Source organism: Streptomyces sp. WG5, assembly GCF_049974565.1.
In the GTDB taxonomy this organism is placed as follows: domain Bacteria; phylum Actinomycetota; class Actinomycetes; order Streptomycetales; family Streptomycetaceae; genus Streptomyces.
On sequence record NZ_JBNGGC010000056.1, the window covers coordinates 1 to 21,329 of the forward strand.

General features: G+C 72.9%; 13 protein-coding genes. 2 read left to right on the forward strand and 11 right to left on the reverse strand.

Annotated elements, in window-relative coordinates:
- From ACP4IX_RS34815 to eccD, 6 genes are all read right to left on the reverse strand, one after another.
- Positions 1-1,508 (reverse strand): AAWKG family protein (locus ACP4IX_RS34815; protein WP_426558543.1); only part of this gene is annotated, 1,508 nt, incomplete at its 3' end.
- Between the two features lie 12 nt (positions 1,509-1,520).
- Positions 1,521-1,967, reverse strand: coding sequence for a type VII secretion system-associated protein (locus ACP4IX_RS34820; RefSeq protein ID WP_426521898.1), 447 nt, complete (start codon positions 1,965-1,967; stop codon positions 1,521-1,523).
- Positions 1,968-1,995: 28 nt separating this feature from the next.
- Positions 1,996-2,316: a WXG100 family type VII secretion target gene (locus tag ACP4IX_RS34825; RefSeq protein ID WP_426521897.1), complete on the reverse strand. Its 321-nt coding sequence runs from the start codon at positions 2,314-2,316 to the stop codon at positions 1,996-1,998.
- A gap of 68 nt (positions 2,317-2,384) precedes the next feature.
- The gene (locus ACP4IX_RS34830) at positions 2,385-2,735 is read right to left on the reverse strand and encodes a hypothetical protein (RefSeq protein WP_426558545.1); all 351 of its coding nucleotides are present in this window, start codon (positions 2,733-2,735) and stop codon (positions 2,385-2,387) included.
- Positions 2,736-3,106: 371 nt separating this feature from the next.
- Positions 3,107-4,579 (reverse strand): type VII secretion protein EccB, encoded by a 1,473-nt coding sequence (eccB, locus tag ACP4IX_RS34835; protein WP_426558547.1) that lies wholly within the window; start codon positions 4,577-4,579, stop codon positions 3,107-3,109.
- Positions 4,580-4,596: 17 nt separating this feature from the next.
- Complete coding sequence (eccD, locus tag ACP4IX_RS34840) at positions 4,597-5,994, reverse strand: type VII secretion integral membrane protein EccD (RefSeq protein WP_426558549.1); 1,398 nt, start codon at positions 5,992-5,994, stop codon at positions 4,597-4,599.
- A gap of 340 nt (positions 5,995-6,334) precedes the next feature.
- Between eccD and eccCa the strand changes: the two genes are divergently transcribed.
- Positions 6,335-10,279 (forward strand): type VII secretion protein EccCa, encoded by a 3,945-nt coding sequence (gene eccCa, locus ACP4IX_RS34845; RefSeq protein WP_426558566.1) that lies wholly within the window; start codon positions 6,335-6,337, stop codon positions 10,277-10,279.
- Between the two features lie 116 nt (positions 10,280-10,395).
- On the opposite strand, the gene ACP4IX_RS34850 is transcribed toward eccCa, so the two are convergent.
- Positions 10,396-11,634, reverse strand: a complete 1,239-nt coding sequence (locus tag ACP4IX_RS34850) for a S8 family serine peptidase (RefSeq protein ID WP_426558550.1) — start codon at positions 11,632-11,634, stop codon at positions 10,396-10,398.
- 74 nt (positions 11,635-11,708) lie between these two features.
- On the opposite strand from ACP4IX_RS34850, the gene ACP4IX_RS34855 reads away from it, so the two are divergent.
- On the forward strand, positions 11,709-15,029 hold the full coding sequence (locus ACP4IX_RS34855; protein ID WP_426558552.1) for a right-handed parallel beta-helix repeat-containing protein: 3,321 nt from the start codon (positions 11,709-11,711) through the stop codon (positions 15,027-15,029).
- Between the two features lie 81 nt (positions 15,030-15,110).
- Here the strand turns inward: ACP4IX_RS34855 and ACP4IX_RS34860 are convergent, their stop codons facing one another.
- Genes ACP4IX_RS34860 through ACP4IX_RS34875 form a run of 4 tightly spaced genes read right to left on the reverse strand, consistent with a single transcriptional unit; the run spans position 15,111 to position 21,180 of the window.
- Positions 15,111-16,433 carry a hypothetical protein gene (locus ACP4IX_RS34860; RefSeq protein WP_426558554.1) on the reverse strand — a complete coding sequence of 441 codons (1,323 nt, stop codon included), beginning with the start codon at positions 16,431-16,433 and terminating at the stop codon, positions 15,111-15,113.
- A 60-nt stretch (positions 16,434-16,493) separates the two neighbouring features.
- Positions 16,494-19,481 carry a hypothetical protein gene (locus tag ACP4IX_RS34865; protein ID WP_426558556.1) on the reverse strand — a complete coding sequence of 996 codons (2,988 nt, stop codon included), beginning with the start codon at positions 19,479-19,481 and terminating at the stop codon, positions 16,494-16,496.
- Positions 19,478-20,137, reverse strand: coding sequence for a type VII secretion system-associated protein (locus ACP4IX_RS34870; protein WP_426558558.1), 660 nt, complete (start codon positions 20,135-20,137; stop codon positions 19,478-19,480). The genes ACP4IX_RS34865 and ACP4IX_RS34870 overlap by 4 nt, the downstream gene beginning before the upstream one ends.
- 8 nt (positions 20,138-20,145) lie before the next feature.
- Entirely contained in the window at positions 20,146-21,180 is a 1,035-nt protein-coding gene (locus ACP4IX_RS34875; RefSeq protein ID WP_426558560.1) for a sugar-binding transcriptional regulator, read from the reverse strand.
- Positions 21,181-21,329 lie beyond the last annotated feature (149 nt).

The following is a 21,329-nucleotide window of genomic DNA, read 5'->3' on the forward strand; positions in this document are numbered from 1 at the left end:
GCAGCCTGCTCCGCCTCGGCCTCCGCCTTCTCCCGCTCCCGCTCCGCCTTGGCCTCCGCCTTCTCCTTCTCCGCCTCGGCCTTGGCTTCGGCCTTCTCCTTCTCGGCCTCCGCCTTCTCCCGCTCCCGCTCGGCCTTGGCCTCCGCCTTCTCCTTCTCCGCCTCGGCCTTGGCGGCCGCCGCCTCGGCATCCGCCTTCTTCTTCTCGGCGTCGGCCTCCGCCTCGGCGGAGATTTCGGAGAGGGGGCGGTCGTCCTTGTCGGTGATGCTGGTGTCGAACGCCTTCTCGGCCGTCTTGAAGGCGTTGTGGATCTCGACGATGGCCTCGGCGCCCGCCGTGCTGAGCCAGTCCTGCACGGACTGCTCCCACCGGCGGACCGCCTCGTCGGCGATCGCCTTCCACGTGGTCATCTCACTCGGCCTGCCGTACGGCTTGCCCTCGATGACGATGTCGTTCTGGAAGCCGGCGGTCGACACGACATAGTTGTGCCAGGAGGTGTACATGCCGGAGCCGCTGGACACCGTCTCGATGTCCGTCTTGTCGTACTGGGTGTCGAAGAGGGTCAGCCGGGCGTTCTGCAGCATGTCGTAGAGCCAGCGCTGCGGATTGCTCTCGGCCTTCCACGCTTCCCAGGCGTCGTAGAGCTTCTGCGCCTGGGCGAGGAGAACGCTCTGGGCCTCGGCCAGCGCCCGGGCCGGCGCGGAGGTCACCGTCACGTCGTCGATGGTGACGGCGGTGCCCTCGCCTCCCTTGCCGTTGAGCTGGTCGGCGTACCCCTCGTAGTTCCGGGCCAGTTTGTGGATGAGCTCCTTGAAGATGGCGGCCGACGTGCCGTCCCAGGCGTCGCTGCCCTCTCCGATGTTCTCGGTGTCCCACGTGCCGACGGTGACCGCGCTGTCCTCGAAGAACTTGGCCACCCGGTCGAAAGCCTGGGCCGCTTCCGTGAAGGTGCGCAGGTCGACGTAGTCGGCGTCGTTCACGGGGTAGCCGCGGTTCTTGAACCCGTGGGTCGAGTAGGGCCACATGGTGATCTGGGAGAGGGCGTCCTTGGAGCCGTAGACGTACCGGACCAGCGCGTTGGTGTTCCAGTCGAGCTTCTCGCCCTCTTTGTTCCAGCCGCCCTTGTCCTTCAGGCGCTCACTCGTCTTCGTGTAGTCGGGGATCACGTCGTCCCCGCCCGGCGGCCAGTCCTGGCCGGACGCGAGGAAGGTGATGTAGGCCCGGTACCGGTAGAGGTACGTGCCCTCGGACACGTCCTGGGAGTCGTCGCTGGGGCGGTAGAACGGGATCGTGTAGTCGGTGTTGTGCGTCTTCCATCCGCTCGAGGACAGGAAACCCGACGAATACTCCGGGCCACCTTGCTTGTCCAGCCGGACGTGAATCAGCGGGATGCCGTCGTTACCCTTCAGATCGTCGAACAACGTTTTCCGCTCCGGCAGGACATAGCCGGTGAGCAGGTCAACCGCTTTCTTCCAGTTGTCGTTGTTGTTGTCCTCGGGGCTGGCCATCGCCGAACTCCGCTACTCTTCCTCTTCGGTAGCACCCGGATTGCCGAGATCACTGTCGACATCCTCGAAGATGTCCATGAAATCGTCCGCGGTGATGCTTTCCAGATTCTTGCCCTGGCTCTTGGCCAGTTCGTCGATGGTGTCCCACAACGCCTGTTCGAGGTCCTCGAAGAGAACCGTCTGGTCCTCGAGGATGCGCAGGACCTCACCCGCGCCCTGCTGGACGACCTTGTTCAGGGCACCGCCGCCGACCGCACTGTTCTCGCCGGCCATGAGGCCGATGACGAGGGGCTTCGCGGCGTCGATCGTCGTGGTCGAGATGCTGTCCGCGATGAACGAGATCGCCGGTCCGGCGGTCGGACTGTCCTTGAGGATGTTCTCCAGCGTCGTGCGGAAGCCGTCGATCTGGTTGTTGATGAAATTCTTCAGAAACGTGCTGTCAAGGACCGTGACGGCCATGTGATCACCCTTCCGTCACCGGCCGGCGTCAGCGACTGCCGATTCTGATGTCGCCCCACCGCTGGGACAGGTTCTGCTCCGTGAACCGGTAGTTGGAGGAGATCTCGGTGAGCAGACCGGAGTGGTTGGCGAGCAGGTTCTTGATGTTCTCGACAGCGTTGTCCCACTTCGCCTGGACTTCGCTGTAGACGTCCTTGTCGTCACCGATCCAGCTGTTCCGGAGTTCGGCCAGCTCCATCTCCAGGTTGGCCAGAATGCTCATGATCGCTTGAGACTGGCCGACCATGTCGTCCGCCGCGCCTTCGGCGTGGTTGTAGTCGACGTAGATGTAGCCGTCGGAGAAGTCCATCGGAGTCCTCGATTCACCGGGATAACGGCGGGAGTTGAAGGTTCTGGGATCTGCTGGGTGCGCCGGGGTCAGTTCGACGACGTGCTGGTGCCGTTGAGCTCGTCGAACACCTGCGTGGAGCGTGAGTACTCCGCGTCGATGGCGTCGCTGGTGGATCCCTGCACCAGCCCGTGCTCCCTGAGGGTGCCGTTGAGCTCGTCGACCATCCGGTCCAGGTTGAGCAGGATGGTGTCGACGTGCTCGTCCCACTGCTCCAGCAGCTTCTTGTACTTGCCGCCGTCCGAGCCCCCGTAGTTCGAGGCGAGCGTGTGCGACGTCGACTGGACGTCCTGCTGACAGCGCTGGACACCGGTGAAGGCCTGTTCCAGCGCCATTATCCCGTTACGAGTGGCGCGTTCTTCCGACTGCTGCATGGCCATGAGAGAACTCCCTTTTCGGCGGCACTCACCGGATTGCGTCCCCCACGTCACTCCGCGGGCAGACAGAGTGTCCCTGCGATCACGGCTGACTCGCCGGGGCCATGGGGTGGCCAGATGCTATGCAGGCTTCAACTTGTTTGGCAATTGCCAGCGGAACCGCGAAGTCCTCTCTTCGGAAGCTCACTTGAGCAATGGTCCGGAAAATGCGCCGCTCACGTGAGCGGCGTGGTGAATCCAGCCGGACAGAACGGGCACCGGGCGCGATCCACCGGACGCCGCCGGGTGCCCGGCTTAACGTGCGGTGACCACACGGATGCCGAGAATTTCCCTTCCGGACGATTGCCGGGCGGGAGCCGGCCGCCCCCCTCCCGCTATCGCCGTGGGCACCGCAGCGTCACCCGTGCCTCGCCCTCGGACGCCGCCTCGGGGGTCAGGTCCGGGCCGCTGGGCAGCATGGCCAGCATCGGGGACGGCATCGTCCGTGCCTCGACGCCCTCGTAGCCCAGCGCCGTCACCGCCTCCTGGGACAGCAGCCGGTACTTCACACCCTCGTCCGTCACCAGGTACGTGGTGTCGCCCAGCGCGCTGCCGCTCGCGCTCAACGCCCGGACCAGCGCGCCCTTTCCGGCCCGTACCGCGATGGAGTCGACCTTCAGGCAACCCGCTTCGACCTCGGGCGACGGTGCCTGCACGGCCCTGGGCAGGGCGCCCTCGGGCAGTACCGACGTGCCCACCCGCACGCCGGAGTCCGTGGAGTCGACCTCCGCACAGGCCACGGAGCCGGCGCCGACGGTGACCGCCTTCGGCGGCGCCGCGGGCAGCTTCGCCGACCCCGAGCTCCGCGCGCCGGGGGCGAGATGCCCGGCCAGGGTGTCCGCGCCGAGCGTCACCACGGTCGCGGCCTCCCCGCCGTACGCCTTCTCCCGCGTCCGCGGGTCGCCCAGCAGGAGGGTCGTACCGGTGTCGGTGAGGGGTACGAGGCCCTCCCGCGTGAGCAGGTGGTGGCGGGCGGCGGAGCCGGGTACGTCGACCTTGAAGAGCTGCCCGATTCTGGTGCCCCGCCCGGCGAGTTCCGGGCCCTTCCCGCCCCGGCCGGGTACCTCGGCGGGCGCCAGGTCGGGCCCCAGCGGGAACGCGTCCAGGAACGCCGCGGAGACCGGACGCGGGGTGACGCCGCCGTACCCGAGGGCCTCGGCCGCCTTCGCCCGCTCGTCCAGGCGCAGCCGGCTGCCCTGCCACAGCAGGTACCTGGCGCCGTCCGGGCCCGCGACCAGCATGCCCTCGTTCTCGGCGAGTTGCTTGCCGCCGGGCACGTCCCGCGGGGCGCCGGTGCCGAGGGCGAGCGTGGTGGTCGCCGTGACGACGCCCGTGGTCCGCGGGAGGATCCCGGAACACACCAGCCACGGGGTGCGGTCCAGGTCGCCGGTGCCCGGCAGTGCCTCGGGCCCGTCGGGGATGCCGATGGGCGTTCCGTGCGGGGTGCCGGCCAGCGAGGACGTACCCACCGTCGTCACGCCGACGCCGCCGCCGGTGACCAGCCGGGCCGACGCGTAGTTGCGCACCGGGCGCAGCCGCCCGTCCAGGTACAGGTACCGTGCGCCGGTCTGCTTGTCGACGATCAGGTTCTCCCCCGAGCGCCACGAGTCGTTGCCGCCTGGCCGGATGAGTCCGAAGACGAAGGCGCCGGCGGCGACCAGGATGGCGATGATCACGCCGATCGCTGCGCCGCGGTTGGTCCTGCCCAGCGGGCTCTCCGGGGAGTCCGGCTCGGCGCGCAGCATGGCCGAGGCCAGCCGCCCCATGATGAAGAGGTGCGCCTGTACTTCGTCGCGTTTGCTGTGCATGTCGCCGTTCCCCCGGGTCAGCCGTTGATGCCGCGGAGCCAGCCGTAGACGCCCATCGACCAGAGCGTCAGCGGCAGGATGCTGATGGCGGCGAGTGAGTGCAGCAGCTCGGCCGCGCGCCCCCAGTACGGGACGAGCCGCCGTCCGGGCACGGTCCACGAGGCGATGGTGATCGCGGCGGCCAGCCCCATCAGGCCGGCCGTCAGCGTCAGCCGGTCCGCCGGGTCGAGGGAGCGCGCGGAGACGAACAGCAGCAGGGCCGTGCCCCAGGCCCCGGCGATGGTCAGTGACAGCCGCTGCCAGACGTTGCCCAGCCCTCGGCTGTGCAGGAGCAGGAGGAGGGAGAGAGCCACGACGGTGAGGATCTCGGCGAGGCCCGGCGCGGCCATGAGGGCCACCTGGCAGGGCAGGCACACCAGGCCGATGGCGCCGTAGAAGGCGGTCATCCAGCCGTCCGCCAGTGCCGACCGGGCGTCGACGTCCGAGGAGGAGTACGGGTCGATGCCCTGCTGCAGCTGCTGGACGTTGGTCGGCAGCGGCGGCATCCGCATGCCGGCCAGCCGGAACGACAGGGACGGGACGAACCCGCCGAAGAGCACCACCACCACGGCCACCACGCCGGCCGCCTGTCCCGGGGCCAGGTCCACGGTGATCAGGGCGGCGCCGAGCGCGCCCGCCCCCGCGACGCAGGCCGCGCCGATGAACAGGGCGGGGTGCACGCCGACCGCCGCCAGGGCCAGCACCGCGCCCGCGCCGCCGGCCGCGGACGCGGCCAGCAACCGTGCGCCGAGGACGGCTTCGCCGTCGGCGCCGCCGAGGTCTCCGCCCGGCAGCAGCCAGCCCGCCAGCGCGAAGTACGGGGCCGCCATGAGGCCGAGCACCGAGCCGGCCCCGGCGTCCCCGACGGCACGGGAGGCGGAGCCCGCCCCGGCGATCAGCAGCAGTCCGGCGGCCGAGGCGGCGACGGCCCGCACCCAGCCCGCGGTGCCCGGCATGGCCAGCAGCACGATGCCCAGCACGAGGGTGGCCGCGGTCAGCCCGAGCAGCAGGCGCCGGCCGGCCTCCGGGCTCCAGCCGTGCGGCCTGCGGCCCATGCCGTCGGAGATGCCGTCGACCAGGTCGTCGATGTGCACCTCGGGCAGCGCCTCGGTCCGCGGCCGCAGACAAAGGTGCTCTCCGTCCCGCAGACCGAGGGAGTCCAAGGTACTCTCTGGATCGAGCGGTGGACCACCGAGGCGTTGGAGCACCCAGCCTCCGTGCTCCAGGCCGGATTCCTCCAAGCCGTCCCCTCCGTAGCCGATCACTGTGGGCAGCAGATCGGCGACGGCGACGTCGGAGGGCACGGCCAGGTCGACGGTCCTGGCCGGAGCGCGTACGGTGACGCGGCACAGGCTCGCCGTCTGAATCTCAGTCATGGGCTCGGGGTTCACACTTTCTGGCGGACCACGCGATAAGCGGTGGCTGGAAGGTGGCAGCGGCACACCGGTCGGTCGCCGGACGCGACGGAAAAGTCGGACGGGGCACGCGCCGACGAGTTTGACCGTACGCCGGGCTTTTCGCAACACCACTCCGGGAGTTCACGTCAGGGAACCCCATGGCAATTATCCCGCCGCCGTCGCGTGGGACTCTGACTCTTTACGGAAGAACCGAGACGTTCTCGCGAGGTTTCCCCGGGATTCCTTCCGATATCTTTTAGGAGGACGTTCGTTGAGCGTGATCCTGTTCCGCCGGCCGGCCCGCCGCAAAGGACCGGAAATGCCGTCGGGGGAACTGAGCCTTCAGGAGCCGCCGACACTTCCGGAAGTCGTGCCGGACAGTTCCGCGGTGTGGACGTATCTGCCGATGGCGCTGATGTCGGTCTCCATGATGCTGATGTTCATGCGGCCGGGGATGAGCCGGGACAGCGGCGGATTCATCTACATCGCGCTCGGTGTGATGGTGATCGCGTCGGCGGGCATGATGCTCGGTCAGGTCATGCGCCGCAACGGCGAGCGCAAGCAGCGGATGAAGGGCGAGCGCCGCGACTACCTGCGGTACCTGCGACAGACCCGGCGCATGGTGCGGGCGTCCATCGTGGAGCAGCAGCGCGCCCTCGCCTGGCGCCATCCGGAACCCGACGCGCTGTCGTCGCTGGTGCGCAGCACCCGGCTGTGGGAACGGCGGGCGTCGGACGAGGACTTCGCCGAGGTGCGGATGGGCGTGGGCGACCAGCGTCTGGCGATGAAGCTGACGCCCCTGTCGACCAAGCCCGTCGAGGACCTGGAACCGCTGTCGGCGCACGCGCTGCGCAGCTTCACCCGGGCCTACTCCACCGTCCGGGACCAGCCCATCGCGATCTACCTGCGGGCCTGGGCGAAGGTGCTGTTCCGCGGGGACGAGGAACGGATCCGCGCCCAGGCCCGGGCCCTGCTGGCGCAGTTGGCGGTGTTCCACTCGCCCGACGACCTGTGGATCGCACTGTGCGTCTCGGACGAGCGGCGCTCGGAGTGGGAGTGGGCCAAGTGGCTGCCGCACAGTCTGCACCGGCACGAGGAGGACGGTGCCGGACCGGCCCGCCTGATCGCCTCGGCCTTCACCGAGCTGGAGAACCTGCTCGGTGCCGAGTTCCTGGAGCGGCCGGGCGCCGACCCCGACGCGGTCCCGGGACGCGAGGAGCCGTACACGGTCGTCGTCATCGACGGCTGCACGGTCCCGACGGGACACCGTTTCGACGGTCACGGGTTCCGCAACGCGGTGGTGCTCGACCTCACCGGGGCGCTCGCGTGGAAGCCGGGGCGGACCACGCTGCGTCTGGAGGTGGACGAGAACGGTGTCGCGCTGGTGCGCACCGACCGCGACCGCAAGGAGCAGTCGACGGTGCTCGGCCGGCCCGACCGGCTGGGCACCGCGGGGGCGCTGGCGCTCGCCCGGCTGCTGGCGCCGTACCGGATGAGTGTGGGCGGTGACGACTCCAAGCCGCTCGCCAACGATGTCGAGCTGACCGCGCTGCTGGACATCCCCGATCTGCACCGGCACGACCCGGCCACGCTGTGGGAGCGGTCGGCCGGCAGTGCCCGGCTGCGGGTGCCGATCGCGGTGAGCGGTGAGGGCAGACCGGTGGAGCTGGACATCAAGGAGTCCGCGCAGGGCGGTACGGGACCGCACGGCATGCTGATCGGCGCCACCGGCTCCGGCAAGAGCGAGCTGCTGCGCACACTGGTGCTGGGGCTGGCGCTGACCAACTCCTCCGAGACGCTGAACTTCGTCCTCGTCGACTTCAAGGGCGGCGCCACCTTCCTCGGGCTCGACGAACTGCCGCACACCTCGGCGGTCATCACCAACCTCGCCGACGAGGTGGCGCTGGTCGCCCGGATGCAGGACGCCCTGCACGGGGAGCTGATCCGGCGGCAGGAACTGCTGCGCGCCGCCGGCAACTACACGTCCGCGCTGGAGTACGAGAAGGCACGGCAGTCCGGGACACCGTTGCAGCCGCTGCCCAGCCTGTTCGTGGTGGTCGACGAGTTCAGCGAACTGCTGGCCTCGCACCGCGACTTCATGGAGCTGTTCGTGATGATCGGCCGCCTCGGGCGCAGCCTCGGGGTCCATCTGCTGCTCGCCTCGCAGCGGCTGGACGAGGGCCGTATGCACCAGCTGGAGAGCCATCTGTCGTACCGGATCGGTCTGCGGACGTTCTCCGCGATGGAGAGCCGGGGCGTGCTGGGCGTGCCGGACGCCTACGAGCTGGCCGCGCAGCCGGGTGCCGGTTTCCTCAAGAGCGGCGTCGACGCGCTGACCCGGTTCCGGGCCGCGTACGTCTCCGGGCCGTACCGGCGGCGCCGGGCCGTCGTGCAGGCGCAGGTGGCACGCCAGGTGGTGCCGTGGACGGCGGAGTGGGTGGTGCCGCGCGCGCCCGCGGACCCGGACCCGGCGGGCGGGCCCGACGGGCCGGAGCCCGAGCCCGAGCACGAGGGCGACGCCGGCGGGGAGACGCTGCTGTCGGTGGCACTCGACCGGCTGCGCGGGGCGGGGCCGCCCGCCCACCAGGTGTGGCTGCCGCCCCTGGGCCGGCCGGCCACCCTGGACCAGGTCCTGCCCCCGCTGGCACCCGATCCGCGGTACGGCCTGACCACGGCGGACTGGCCGCTGCGGGGACGGCTCACGGTGCCGGTGGGCGTCGTGGACCGGCCCTTCGACCAGCTGCGCGACCTGCTGACCGTGGACCTGTCGGCGGCCGGCGGCCACGTGGCCATAGCCGGGGGCCCGCAGAGCGGCAAGAGCACCCTGCTGCGGACCCTCATCACCGCGCTGGCCCTCACCCACACGCCCCGCGAAGTGCAGTTCTACTGTCTGGACTTCGGCGGCGGCACGCTGGCCGCGCTGGACGGGCTGCCCCATATGAGCGGGGTCGCGGCGCGCGTGGACACCGAGCGGGTGGGCCGTACGATCGCGGAGGTCACCACGCTGCTGGCCAGGCGGGAGCGGTTCTTCCTGGAGCACGGCATCGACTCCATGCCGACGTACCGCAGGCGGCGCGCGGCGGGCGAGTTCCCCGACGAGCCGCACGGGGACGTCTTCCTGGCCGTCGACGGCTGGGCCACCGTGCGCCAGGACTTCGACCGGCACATCCCCACCTTCAACGCGCTGGCCGCCCGCGGGCTCAACTACGGGGTCCATCTGCTGGTCACCACCGCCCGCTGGGTGGAACTGTCGTCGTCGGTGCGCGACCAGACCGGGACCCGGCTGGAGCTGCGGATGGGTGATCCGATGGACTCCCAGATCGACTCCCGGAAGGCGGCGACGATCCCGCGCAGCGCGGGACGGGGACTGACCTCCGACAAGCTGCACTATCTGTCGGCGCTGCCGCGCGTCGACGGCGTCGAGGACGCCGACGACCTCGCGGACGGGGTGGCGGGGCTGGTGGCCGCGATCGCCGAGAACTGGACGGGTCCCGCCGCGCCGCGGGTGCGGATGCTGCCGGCGAGACTGCCGGTCGCGGAGCTGCCGGAGCCGGAGGGCGAGAACGGTCTGCGGATCGCCATCGGCCTGGACGAGAACGAACTGGCTCCGGTGTGGCACGACTTCGCCGAGAATCCGCACCTGATCGTGGTGGGTGACACGGAGAGCGGCAAGACGAACCTGCTGAAGCTGGTCGCGCGCGGCATCACCGAGCGGTACACCCCGGCCGAGGCGCGGATCATGACGGTGGACTACCGGCGGGAGCTGGTGGAGAGCGTTCCCGAGGCGTACCGGCTCGGTCACGCCGTGTCCCTGGACATGCTGCGGGACCTGGTGGACGGGGCGGCGCGGGCGGTCAGGCAGCGGGTTCCGGGTGAGGACATCGCTCCGTCGCGGATGCGGTTGTGCGACTGGTGGCAGGGGCCGCGGCTGTTCATCCTGGTCGACGACTACGACATGGTGGGCGGCGGGCCGATGACACAGCCCTTCGCCCCGCTGCTGGACCATCTGGCGCTGGGGCACGAGGTGGGTCTGCACCTGGTCGTGGCGCGGTCCTCGGCGGGCGCCGGGCGTGGTCTCAACGAGTCGTTGCTGCGGAGGCTGCAGGAGGTCAACACGCCTGGGCTGCTGATGTCGTGCCCGCCGAGCGAGGGGTATCTCTTCGGGAGCGTCAAGGGGCGGGAGCTGATTCCGGGGCGGGCGGTCCGGATCGCTCGCCGTAAGACCGTGCAGGTGCAGACGGGGCTCGTGGGGGACGCGTCGTGATGCGTCCGTGGCTGGACCGGAGCCCCGTGCGACCGGCCGCTCCCCGTGCCTCCCGGACGTCTCACATGCTGGGGAAGGCACGACTGCCCGCGGCCACGGGGGCGGTGCGGTCGTGGCTAGGGGGCTGTTGGGGGCCGCCAGTTCCTGGTTCTGCCCCGGGGGACGACGGCGGCGAGGGCCGCGAGCAGGAGGACCGTTGCCAGGCCTGCCGCCGCGACCGTCAGGGAGCGGTCGCGGGGGGTGGGGTCGGCGGGGGGCGGCATCCGCGCCGGGGCAGGGGCCGGCGCGGAGGGCGTCGTACGGTCCTGGATCAGGGACAGCGCGGCGTACGGGTCCAGGCGGGGGGTGTCCGACGGGTAGGCGGTGTCGAGGAGCCGGCGGCTCACCTGCGCCGCCGTGAGGTCCGGGTGGTAGGCGCGGACGAGTGCGGCGGTGCCGGCGACACCCGCCGCGGCCAGCGAGGCCCCGGAACCGATGTAGTGGCCGGAGCCCTCGGGGCCGACACTGACCATCGCGCTGCCGGGGGCGGACAGGTCGGGTTCGTGGGCGGGTGGCGCGTTGTCCTGCCGTACGCCGCCGGGGCCGAAGTCCACGACGGCGAGCGAGCCGGGGGCCGCGGCCGGCCAGTACGGCCCTTCGGGCATCTCACCGTCGGGCCCCTGTTCTTCGCGGGCCACGGCGTCCGGGGCGGCCGGGGCGACGACCAGCGCGTCGCGCCGGGTGGCGTGGGCGACGGCCGCGGTGAGTTCGGCCTTGCCGGTGCGCAGGGCGTGGCCGACGTAGATGACCTGTGCGCCGCGGTCCGCCGCCGTCCGGATGCCGGCGGCCACGCGTTCCACGGAGGGGACTCCGCGGTCGTCGGTGCCGGACAGGGCCAGGATCTCCGCCCGCGGGGCGACCCCGGTGATGCCGCTGCCCTTCTCCGGCGCGGCGGCGATCAGGCCGGCGGCGAACGTGCCGTGGCCCACGCAGTCCTCGGCCGCGCCGTCGACGGCCTCCACCCTGCCGGACAGGCTGGGGACGCCGGTGGCGACACCGGTGTCGACCACCGCGACGGTCACCCCGCCGCCCCGGGAGATCCGCTGGGCCCGGGAGAGCCCGAGCGCCGTCTGCGACCACGCCGCTCCGGTGGCCGTCTGCCCCGAGGCCCCGGTGCAGGGGTTTCCCTCGCCGAGCCGGACGGGCAGCGGAGGCAGCAGCGTGGCCCCCGGACCGTCGGCGCCGGGGCTCCCCGAGGGGGCGCCCGGTGCGGCCGGGACCGCGGGCAGGGCGAGGGCCGGCCCGCCCGTGCACGGCAGGACCACCGCGATCGCCAGCACGAGTCCCGCACTCCGGCCCTTCATGACATTCCGCATGACTCGCATGATATGCACACAAGATGTACGGCGTACAACGCCAACTACCGCAGCAGCACGAGGAGGTTCGAGGCGTGGCACGTCACATACTCACGGTCGACCCGGAACGGCCGGACGGCTTCCAGACGATCGGTGAGGCACTGGCCCAGGCCCGCACCGGGGCGATGATCCGGGTCCGTCCCGGCCGCTACGCCGAGAACCTGGTCATCCGGCACCGGGTGACGATCGTCGGCGAGGGCGAGCCGGGCACGGTCGAACTGTGCCCGCGGGACGGCACCGCCGTCACCCTCATGGCCGACGCCGTGATGCTCAGCTCCCTGACCCTCCGGGGCCGCGACAAGGAGGCCGCGGTCGTGGACGTACCGGCCGGTCAGGCGGCCCTCGACGACTGCACCGTGACCGGTGCCGGATGGACGGCGCTGCTGGTCCGCGGCAGGGGCTCGCTGGCCGCCCGCGGCTGCCGGATCGGCAACCCCGGCGGCGCCGGCCTCGTCGACTCCTCGGAGACCGAAAGCATCGTCGAGGACTGCGTGTTCGAGAACTTCGGCACCTCCGCGGTGGTCATCGGCGAGACGGCCGGGCCCCTGATCCGCGACTGCCGCATCCGGGGCGCGCGGGCCAACGGCGTCCTGGCGAACGGTGAGGCCCGGGGCACCTTGGAGGGCTGCGACATCTCCGGCACCGACAAGCCGGCCGTCGCCCTGGAGGGCCACAGCTCGACGCGCGTGCTGCGGTGCGCCGTGCACCACACCTCGGTGGGCCTGCTGGTGACCAGCATGTCCCGCCCGGAGATCGAGGAGACGTCGTTCGAGTCCATCGCGCAGAGCGGCGTCGTCATCTCCGGCGGGGCCGACCCGATGCTGCGCGGGTGTGTCACCCGGCGTACCAAGGCCAGTGGTCTGCTCGTCCTGGACCGCTCGCGCGGAACCCTGGAGGGCTGCTCGTTCCACGGCTCCACCGAGGCCGCCGTGCGGGTCGTCGAGGGCAGCGCCCCGCTGCTGCGGGACACCGTGGTGAGTGACTGCGCCGACACCGCCGGGGCGGTGCAGCTCGCGGACGACTCCACCGCCGAGTTCGAACGCCTGGAGGTCCTGGACGCGGCCGGCGTCGGCATCTCGGTGCGCTCCGCCGCCGACCCCCTCCTGCGCCGCGCCCGGGTCACCGGCGCCGGCGGACACGGCATCGAGTTCACCGACGACGCCCGCGGCCGCCTCGAGCACTGCGAGATCGAGTCCGCCGGCGGCTGCGCGCTGCACATCGACGACGACTCCGACCCCGAGATCAGCGACACCGTGCTGAACTCCGCCGCCCGCTCGGGCCTGCTCGTCGGCGAACGCGGCCGGGGCACCCTGCGGGACTGCGGGATCGGCGACAGCGCCGACGCCGGGGTCGGCGTGCGGGACGGCGCGGAGATCACCCTGGAGCGGGTCCGGGTGCACGGCTCGAAGGCCCACGGCGTCCAGGTGTCCCGCGGCGGCCGGGCCGTCCTCAACGCCTGTGAGATCACCGGCAGCACGGGCGACGGCCTACGGATCGACAGCTCCGAACCGGTGGACGTCACCCGGTGCGTCGTACGCGACAACCGCGGCGCGGGACTGCGTCAGAGCCGTGCGGGCGAGCGGCTCACGGTCGAGCTGCTGACCAGCACGGACAACGGTCTGCCGGACAGCTGGGGCGAGTCGGCCACCACGGCCGAGGACGGCACCCCGGGCGGGTCCGGCAAGGAGCAGGAGCCCGAGGGCCCGCTGGCCGCGCTGGAGGCGCTCGTCGGCCTGGAGAACGTCAAGCACCAGGTGAACACACTGGTCAACCTGAACCAGCTCGCGGAGCGCCGGCGCCGGCTCGGCATGCCCGTCCCGTCGATGAGCCGGCACCTGATCTTCGCGGGGCCGCCCGGCACCGGCAAGACCACCGTCGCCCGCCTCTACGGCAGCATCCTCGCGGACCTGGGCGTGCTCAGGAGCGGGCACCTGGTCGAGGTCGCCCGCGCCGACCTGGTGGCGCAGGTCATCGGTGGTACGGCCATCAAGACCACCGAGGCGTTCAACAGCGCGCTGGGCGGGGTGCTGTTCATCGACGAGGCCTACACCCTCACCGTCGAGGGGACGTCCAACGACTTCGGCCGCGAGGCCGTAGACACCCTGCTGAAGCTGATGGAGGACCACCGCGACGACGTGGTCGTGGTGGCGGCCGGCTACTCCGAGCAGATGGAGTCGTTCCTGACCGCCAACCCGGGTCTCGCGTCCCGGTTCACCCGCACCATCGAGTTCGGCAACTACGCGGTGGAGGAGCTGGTGACGATCACCGAGAGCCTCTGCCACCGGCACCAGTTCGAGCTCGGGCCGCTGACCCGGGAGGCGCTCGCCGTACGCTTCGAGCAGATGACGCGCGACGCGACCTTCGGCAACGGCCGCGCCGCCCGCGGCGTGTTCGAGGACATGGTGGACCGGCAGGCGTTCCGGCTCGCGGCCATGACCGACCCGGCGGAGAGCGACCTGACGCTGCTGCTGCCGCAGGACGTCGGCGACGCGGAGGCCGCGGCCGTCGGCGGGACGGCGCAGGACGCCGACGACGCGTCCGACCCGATGGCCGAACTCACCGCCATGGTGGGGCTCGCGGCCGTGAAGCGGGAGGTCGCCGACCTGGTCAGTCTGCTGACCAACGCCCGGCAGCGGATCGCCGCGGGGCTGCCCGCCCCCCGGATCAGCAACCATCTCGTCTTCAGCGGACCGCCCGGCACCGGCAAGACCACCGTCGCCCGGCTGTACGCCAGGCTCCTGCACTCACTCGGGGTACTCCCCCGCGACTCCCTGGTGGAGGTGGCGCGGGCGGACCTGGTGGGCCAGTACGTCGGCCACACCGCCCAGCGCACCAAGGACGTCTTCACCAGCGCGCTGGGCGGGGTGCTGTTCATCGACGAGGCCTACACCCTCACCCCCGAGGGCTCGTCCAACGACTTCGGCCGCGAGGCCGTCGACACCCTGCTGAAACTCATGGAGGACCACCGCGACGAGATCGTGGTCGTCGTCGCCGGATACACCGAGGAGATGGAGCGCTTCCTCGCCTCCAACCCCGGTCTGACCTCCCGGTTCTCCAAGTTCGTGCGGTTCGAGGACTACAGCACGGACGAACTGGTCACCATCGTGTCCCGGCACGCCGCCGCCTCCGGGTACGAGTGCGCCGACGCCACCACCGAGGCGCTGCGCGCCCATGTGGACGCCATCCCGCGCGACCGGTCCTTCGGCAACGCGCGGCTCGCCCGGCAGCTGCTGGAGACGATGATGACGAGCCAGGCCCGCCGGCTGGGCGGGCTGAGTTCGCCCAGCCTCGCCGACCTCACGACGCTGCTGCCGGAGGATCTGCCGCCGGCGCGACGGCGGGAGGCCGCCCTGTGACGTCCTGAACGCGAACGCCCGCCGGCCGTACGCCGGCGGGCGTTGCTGCGCTGTCGCGCACTCACACGGTGGTCGCGCCGCTCACACGGTGAACCTGACGGCTTCCAGCCACAGGTGCGCTTCCGTCGACCCGCCGAAGATCCAGCCCTTGGACGACTCGCATGCCAGGCCGCCCCAGCCGCGCCCGCCGAGTTTGTGGTTCTGGCAGACGTTGCCGGCCTTGACACCGATCGTGAAGCCGCTGAGGTTCGGCGCGTTCGAGGCGGCGCTGCCCAGCGTCAGGTCCGTCCCGTCGGCCGCGCCCGACCACGGGGTCGTCCATCCGTCCTTCTGGACGAACTCGTTGCCGTTCACCCTCTGCGCGTCCGCCACCGCGATGTTGATGGCGGTGATGGGCCGCCCCGCGCCGTCCTGGCCCGCGGTGGCCCCGTCGCACACGGGGGCCGTCCAGCCGGCGCCCTTCACGTGGACCCGGTAGCAGATGTGCCGGCCGGGGTTCGACGCCGCCAGCCGCTGGACGGCGTAGGCGGCGGTGTTCGGCGGGAGCACGGGAGCCTTGTGCTCCTTGGCGCGGGGCGCCGACTCCTTCTTGACCGGGGGCTGCGCCTTCTTCGTCACCGCCTCGGCCGGCTCGGCGGCCGGAGCCGAACTCGGCACCGGGTCGGGCTTCTCGACCACCGGGCTCGGCTTGGCGGACGGCTTCTGGGCAGAGGGCTCCGGGGTGGGCTCCGCCGGGGCGTAGTCCCCCTTCGGCGCCTCCAGGGACTCCTCCTCGAGCAGCGTGTCGGACCCGGCGGCCACCGCGACGTTGTCCTTCTCCCGCCGCGAGTCGTCCGTGGCCCAGATCAGCAGCGGCACCGCGAGGAGGACGACGCCCGCGATGCCGGCGGCGGCGAGCAGGGGCTTCTTCGGGTTCCCGGACGGCGGGCCGTCCGCACCGGCGCCACCGGCCGCGGTGGTTCCGGCGGCCCCGCCGGCCCCGGCGGCCCCTTCTGCCCTGCCGGTCCCTTCTGCCCTGCCGGTCCCTGCGGGCTCGGCGTCCGGGGCGGCCCGGACCGCGGTGGCCGGCTCGGCGGCGCTCTCGCTCTCCGCTTCCGGCCGCCGCCGTGAGGCGGAGGCACCGGACGCGGCGGCCGTCGCGGCCGGTTTCCCGGTCGTACCGCCAGTGGTGGCGGGCTGTTCGGGAGCGGCCCCGCTCTCGGCGGCGTCCGGGGCCGGCCGGGCTTCCGCCTCGGCGCCGCCCTCGTCCGGCTCCGGTGCGGCCGTACGCCGTGCGGCCGGTGCCAGCATCGGGCCCGGGTCGGCCGCCGCCGATCCGAGGGAGACGGCCCTGCGGACGAACGAGCCGCCCGTGCCGTCGGGCCCGTCGGCGGCGGGCGGCGGCTTCTTCTGGCTTGCCATCATTCTCCTTGATCTGTGTGGGACTGCGGGGTGGTGGGTGGTCGTCCGGCGCGGCCCCGCTCGCTATCCGTCCTGGCCCACGGGCCCGGAACAGCGCTCCGGCCACCGCGTTCCGTCGCCGGTGCGCAAGCCCTTGGCCAGCGCCTCCTCGAGGTGCGCGAGAGCCTTGAGGTCCAGCCCGCTCAGTTCCTCCGACCCGTCCATGTAGGCGGTCGCGTTCCCGGGGAGCTCACGCAGCAGTACGACGGAGGAGCCGGCGGGCCCGGTCCTTGCCCCCAGCACCCGGAAGCCGGTCCCCGGCACGAAGACGATCTCCTCGTACCCCTCCGTGGAGCCGCCCGGCCGGTCGAGCAGTTGGCGGACCTTGCGACCGGTGACGGACCAGATCGCGTAGCGCACGGGAGCCCCGGCGGGGAGCGCCGAGGAACCGGCCAGGGCGCTGACCGGAGCGGGTTCGTGGAGCAGCGTGCCGACCGCCGGCTCGGGGCCGTCGGCGTCCTCGCCGCGCAGGGCCACACCCCGGTAGGAGGGCAGCCGGCGCAGAGCGGACGCGAGGCATCCGGCGTAGGGCAGCAGGCGGCCCTCCCCCGACTGCAGGTCACGGATCAGCTCCCGGTAGTGCAACGGCCCTTCCTCGGCGGTGAGGTAGGCGTGCGCGGCGATGAGATCGGTCCGCGCCGCCTCGAGTTCGTGACCGCGCAGGGCGGGCATCCGGGTGAGCACCCGGGACACCGCGGCGGCGTGCCCCTCCCAGGCACCGGCCGCGGCATCCCGGAACGCGGCACGCTCGGTAGCCCCGCTGACATGCCCGGGCGCGAACGGAGGGGCGGCGCGGTGCACGGGCGGCGTCCCGCCGACCCGCCCCCGCGGTCCCGTCCGCGCCTCGGCGGTCCCGGACCGGCCTCCGTCCGGTCCCGGCCCGCCCCCCTCACCAGCGGTGCGGCCCGCCCCGCCGACGACACCGCCTCCCCGTTCGCCGTCGGCTCCGGGGCGGGTTCCGGCCGAGGGGGCCACCCCCGACCGAGCCCCCGCGGCTCCCGAGGCCGTCCCGCCGACCGGCGACCCGGCGGGCGCGGAGGCCTCCTGCCCGCCGCCCGTACCGGCCCCGGCCACCGGCGACCCGGCGGGCGCGGTCACCCGGTTCTCCGCTTCCCCGGGTTCCCCGGGTTCCCCGGGCTCGGCGACCTCCGAGACAGACTCCGGCGGCGCACCCACCGCACCCGCGGGGCCGGCGACATCCGCGTCCGCTGCGGCGGCCCCGCCGGCCGGTGGGGAGTACGGCGTCGGGGCAGGCCGGCCTTGCCGACGGGAGACCGCAGGCACAGGCCCCCCGGTGGCGGCGGCCGGCCGGCCCGGAACATCCGCATCCGCTCGGGCCGCCGGGGACGCACCGGACTCGACGGCCGGAGGCCCGCCGACGGCACCGCCCCCGTGCACGGCACCGCCGTCCCGGAGGGCCTCGGGGCGCGCGGCGGGCGCGGGCGCCTGCCTCCCGGGCCCGGCAGCCGGCGGGGCAGCGGCCGTGCCGGTCCCACGGGTCGCCCCACGGGGCGGCGGAACACGGCCGGGTTCCGCGGCCGTGCCCGGCCGGCTGGTCGCCGTGCCGGGGCGCGGGGGCCGGCCGGTGGTGACGTAGCGGATGGCCGGTATGCCGTGTTCCGCGGCCAGGCGGCGCAGATCGCCGTCGCCCGCCAGGAGTCTGCCGCGGACCAGCAGGGTGGTGCGGGACCGGAGGCCGGTCCCGAGGCCGCGCAGGAGGCGGGCCAGAGCGGGCAGCAGGGAGCCGTCCAGCGGCTGTCCCGGCATGCCCAGCTCGATGGCGCACACCTCCGGGTCGACGGCCGGCCCGAGGGGCCCGGGGCGGGGGCCGTCCAGGGCCCACAGGGCGAGACCGGCGCGGGTCACCGTCGCCTGCCAGCGGTCCGTCAGCCGTACCGTCCCCCGTTCGCCGCCGCCGAGTATCCAGTCGGGTGGACGGAGCTCCGTCGGCCTGGGTACGGGAGCCCGCCCCCGTGAGTCGACCGGCCCGCAGACCACGGACGGCACGAACGGCCGCCAGCTCGGCCTGCCGTCCCGCCCGACCAGCGTGGGCCGGGCAGGCGTGCCGGGCGGTGCGTGGTCGTCGAGCAGGGGCAGGCCGGTGAGCACCTCGACCTCGGTGCCCAGCAGGTCGGCGACCGACTGCCCGAGCCGCAGCAGGTCACGCCGGCCGCCGGGCGCGAGCCGGGTACGGGCGCGTTCCGCCTCCGGCAGCCCCGCGAGCACGGCGGCGACCTCGTCGGCGGCGACGTCCTCCGCCTGCGGGGCACCGACCAGTACCGTGAGGCGCTCGAAGTCGACGGGCACGGAGAAGCACAGGTCGTCGGGGGCGGGCCGAGGTGCCTCGGCCGGGCGGATGACCACGCCCGCTGGGACGCGGTCCACGACACAGCCGCCGGCCGTGCGCGCGGGCACCCCGTCCAGCGCCTCCTCCCAGGCGGGCGCGGGTGCGCGCCGGCCCGCCTTCCGGGGTTCCTCGCCGGGCGCGAACCGCCACCAGGCGCCGCCGGGGCGGGAGTCGCCGTGGACGAAGAGCGTGCCCCCCGGCGTGATCAGGACGGCCCCGTCCGGAGCCGTCACCTCCAGTTCCCAGGCGTCCGCGATCCGACGGGCGACGCCGGGCCGGTCGGGCCGGTCGTCGCCGGCACCGGACATCACGAGCCGGATCCGGTCGGTGCCCCGCGCGCGGAGGGAGTCCAGCAGCGCGCCCAGCCGTGCCCAGTGGTCGGCGTCGGGGGCCCCGCCTCCGGCGGCGGAGCCGACGATCACCGTGACGACGTCCTCCTCCCGCCCGACGGCGCCCGCGACCTCGGCCACGACGTCCAGGGGGAACGAGTCGTCCTCGACCGAGCGCACGAGCAGCACGCCGTCGACGTCCTCGACCGGCGGGCCGCCACCGCTCCGGTGTCCGCTGCCGTTCGCGCCGTCGGCCGGGAGCGCCGGGCCGCGGCGCCCCGTACCGGTGCCGGACCTGCGTCCCCGGCCCGGCACCACGGACGACCAGCGGCTCATTCGTCCGTCCCCCGGACCGGGTGCACGGCCTCGGTCAGCACCCGCGCGGAGCGGCCGACGGGGGCGGCAGCCGGGGGCCGCTGTCCCGTACCGTCCCGGACGGCGTCGCGTACGGCGTCGAGGTCCAGCAGCATGCCCACCGCGGCCGAGGGGTTCAGATACAGCGCGTGCCCCTCGGGGACGCGCGTCAGAAGACCGTCCGCGCCGACGAGTTCGAAGGAGAAGCGCCCTGCCGCGTGCAGGAACACCGACGAGGTGAACACCGGCACCACCGGCGTCCCGTCCGGCGCCACCGCACTCAGCGGCCCGCCGCCCGGTGCCGTCAGCACGGCCACCTCGCGCCCCGCCAGCGCGGCCGGCACCGCCTCGCCGGGCCCGTACCCGGTCGACGCGAGCTGGACTGCACGGTCCACCTCGTCCTCCGGTTCGGGCCAGCCGAGCGCGCGCGGGGACGGCCGGTATCCGGGGTTGTCCTCCCACTCGACGATCTCGCCGTCGGGGCCGGACCGCCACCGGCCGGTCATCGCCCACTCCGGAGGCTTCCCCGTTCCGGACCACATCGGGTCGACCACCCCCAGCCAGTGGTCCGGGGCGAGGCGTCCCGCCTCACGGATGTCGTCCGGAACAGGCGGAAGCGCCCCGTCCTGCTGGCTCATCGCTGTCCTCATCCGGTGCTTCGGGACGCCAGTGCGGTCCGTGTCCTGCCGTCCGGTTCGTCGTCCCGAAGGAGGCTGCGCGCGGTCGCGGCGTCCGTGACGACTCCGGTGAGCAGTCCGGACCTCAGGACGGCGCGGACCGCCCCGGTGCCACGTCCACCGGCCGTGACAGCGATCAGCTCCGCGACGCCACGGAGTTCGGCGGCGCCGACGGCGATCGTGCGGGCGTTCAGCTCGGTGGGGATCACCCGGCCCGCGGCGTCCAGGACATGGCCGGCCACCTCGGCGCACGCGCCCGCCTCCCGGAGCGTCTCCCGCTCCCGCTCGGACAGGGCGTCGTACACCGTGGAGTGCGGGGCGTCCCACGCGCTGATGCCGACGACGGCCTTGGTGAGCAGGCCGAACCGGCCCAGCGTCGCGGCGGTGTCGGGCTGGCTTCGCAGGACGGCGGCCGTAGCCGCGTCGGGCAGCAGGAACGGGGTGTGGAGCGGGAACGCCCTGCCCCCGCCCACCGCGGCGGTACGCCGGACCGCGGTGATCGCGGCGTCATGGGCGAGGTCCCGCCCGTGCACCCCCGTCAGCTGGACGACGTCGCAGAGCGGCAGCCGGGTGACCGCCTCGCTCAGCGCGTCCACCGCGTGACTGCCGTCCAGCCCGAGGACGTCGCCCTCCTCGGCGATCTCCGAGATCAGCCGGGCCGCCGCCGTGCCGAGCCAGCGGCTCCCGAGCTGGTCCGCGGGGGACGCCGTGCCGCCGTCGCCTCGGGTCAGGTTGACAACGATGCCGTGACGGAGGCCGAACCGCTCGGTCAGCTCCCGCCCGAGCGGGACGTCGATCTCGGCCGGGACGGTGATGTCGATCCGCACGATGTCGTGGGCCACGGCCGCGTCCAGGAGGCGGGCCACCTTGAACCGGCTGATGCCGAACTCCTTGGCGATCTCCACCTTCGACAGCTGTTGCAGGTAGAAGCGCCGTGCGACGGCGGCGGCCAGGAGCGTGTCGACCGGCGCGGGCAACGCCACCATGTCAGCCGGTTCGGCCATGCCGTCTCTCCGCGTTCTCATCCATCGTCAGCTCGTGCCACTTCTCGGGCCAGTTGATCTGTGCGAAGTGATCAGTACATGACCGGTGGACGACATCGGAGTGACACATGAGGCGTCAGTGGCATCTTGTGGCCCATGTGTTCTGTGTG